At 69.5% G+C, this 2,245-nt stretch carries 2 protein-coding genes and 1 pseudogene; 2 read left to right on the forward strand and 1 reads right to left on the reverse strand.

The annotated features are described in order from the left end of the window. Positions 1-165, forward strand: a pseudogene (locus ACOJUF_RS01615) (ectoine/hydroxyectoine ABC transporter ATP-binding protein EhuA); the annotation flags it as partial. 144 nt (positions 166-309) lie between these two features. Here ACOJUF_RS01615 and ACOJUF_RS01620 read toward each other — a convergent pair. Then, positions 310-459 (reverse strand): hypothetical protein, encoded by a 150-nt coding sequence (locus ACOJUF_RS01620; protein WP_420120117.1) that lies wholly within the window; start codon positions 457-459, stop codon positions 310-312. A gap of 76 nt (positions 460-535) precedes the next feature. Here ACOJUF_RS01620 and typA point away from each other — a divergent pair. Next, positions 536-2,245, forward strand: a 1,710-nt coding sequence (gene typA, locus ACOJUF_RS01625) for a translational GTPase TypA (RefSeq protein WP_420120118.1), incomplete at its 3' end; no start/stop codon positions are given.

Raw genomic sequence — 2,245 nt, forward strand, 5'->3', positions numbered from 1 at the left:
ATGACGATGATCGTGGTCACCCACGAGATCGGCTTCGCCCGCGAGGTCGGCGACACCCTGACGTTCATGGACCAGGGCGTGGTGGTCGAGTCCGGGGCGCCCAAGGACGTGATCGCCAACCCGCAGCACCCGCGGACGAGGGACTTCCTGTCCAAGGTGCTCTGACCGGGCCCCGGCCGGGTCCGGCCTGGCCGCTCTGTCGCGCCGACTTGCCACGTTGGGCCCCCGATTCGCGATCCCGGGGGCGCAATGTGGCAAGTCGGCGGGGCAGCGGGTTCCGCGTGGGCCGTGGGCCGTCGCGACGGAGCCTCAGCCGGGAGCCGGATCGGTGCGTTCGAGGTCGGCGAGTTCCTCCTCCGGGCGGGGCGGGACGGTCTCGTCCTCCTCGAGCACTCGCAGGGGCAGGTCGGGCCGCCCGTCGGGTCCGAGCGGGAAGTCACCGGCTGTGTCACTGGCCATGAACGGACCTTAAGCCCCTTCGTGGTCCCGTGCGGCCGATAGACTCGGCCGCTGCCCGACCGAAGGAGCCCCACCGGTGTCTGCCGAACTGTCCACCCGCAACGACCTGCGCAACGTCGCCATCGTGGCGCACGTCGACCACGGCAAGACCACGCTGGTCGACGCCATGCTCTGGCAGTCCGGGGCGTTCCGCATCGGATCGGCCCATACCGATCGGGTGATGGACTCCAACGACCTGGAGCGCGAAAAGGGCATCACCATCCTGGCCAAGAACACCGCGGTGCGGCGGGGTGACATGGTCATCAACATCGTCGACACCCCCGGCCACGCCGACTTCGGCGGCGAGGTCGAGCGTGCGCTGATGATGGTGGACGGGGTCGTGCTGCTGGTCGACGCGTCCGAGGGCCCGCTGCCGCAGACCCGGTTCGTGCTCCGCAAGGCCCTCCAGGCGCACCTGCCCGTGGTCCTGGTGGTCAACAAGACCGACCGTCCGGACTCGCGGATCGACGAGGTGGTCGACGAGACCTATGCCCTGTTCATCGACCTGGATGCGACCGACGAGCAGATCGAGTTCCCGATCGTCTACTGCGCCTCCCGGGCCGGCCGGGCGTCGCTGACCAAGCCGGCCAACGGCGAGTTGCCCGACCACGAGAATCTCGACCCGCTGTTCGACACGCTGCTGGCGACCATCCCGGCGCCGAAGTACACCCCGGGCGCCCCGCTGCAGGCACAGGTCACCAACATCGACGCCTCGCCGTTCCTGGGCCGGATCGGGATGTGCCGGGTGATCGAGGGCGTCATCACCAAGGGCCAGCAGGTCGCCTGGATGAAGGCCGACGGCACCGTCACCCGCACCCGGATCACCGAACTGCTGATCACCGAGGCGCTGGACCGGATCCCGGTCGAGTCGGCCGCCGCCGGCGACCTGATCGCGGTGGCCGGGATGGCCGACATCACCATCGGCGAGACCCTGGCCGACCCGGAGAACCCGGTCGCGCTGCCCCCGATCACCGTGGACGAGCCGGCCATCTCGATGACCGTCGGCATCAACACCTCGCCGCTGGCCGGCAAGGACGGCGGCACCAAGCTGACCGCCCGTCAGGTGAAGAACCGGCTGGACGCCGAACTGGTCGGCAACGTCTCCGTCCGGGTGCTGCCCACCGAGCGTCCGGACACCTGGGAGGTGCAGGGCCGCGGGGAGCTGGCCCTGGCCATCCTGGTCGAGACGATGCGCCGGGAGGGCTTCGAGCTGACCATCGGCAAGCCCCAGGTGGTGACCAAGACCGTGGACGGCAAGGTGCAGGAGCCGTTCGAACGGTTGACCGTCGACGTGCCCGAGGAGTACCTGGGTGCGGTCACCCAGCTGCTGGCGGTGCGCAAGGGGCGGATGGAGGGCATGACCAACCACGGCACCGGATGGGTCCGGATGGAGTTCCACGTGCCCTCGCGCGGGCTGATCGGGTTCCGGACCGAGTTCCTGACCGACACCCGCGGCACCGGCATCGCCTCGGCGATCTTCGACGGCTACGGACCGTGGGCCGGGGCGCTGCGCGGCCGGCCGACCGGGTCGCTGGTCGCCGACCGGCCCGGCAAGGCGACCCCGTTCGCGATGTTCTCCCTGCAGGAACGCGGCACCATGCTGATCCCGCCGACCACCGAGGTGTACGAGGGCATGATCGTCGGCGAGAACGCCCGCGCCGACGACATGGACGTCAACATCTGTAAGGAGAAGAAGCTCACCAACATGCGTTCCTCCACCGGTGAGGAACTTGAGCGTCTGGTTCCG

The sequence above is a fragment of the Nakamurella sp. genome, from assembly GCF_048594475.1.
GTDB lineage: Bacteria > Actinomycetota > Actinomycetes > Mycobacteriales > Nakamurellaceae > Nakamurella.

What these genes read in the sequence shown, in the direction of transcription:
- ACOJUF_RS01620 (WP_420120117.1), bottom strand. Translation starts at nt 459, where the DNA reads ATGGCCAGTGACACAGCCGGTGACTTCCCGCTCGGACCCGACGGGCGG.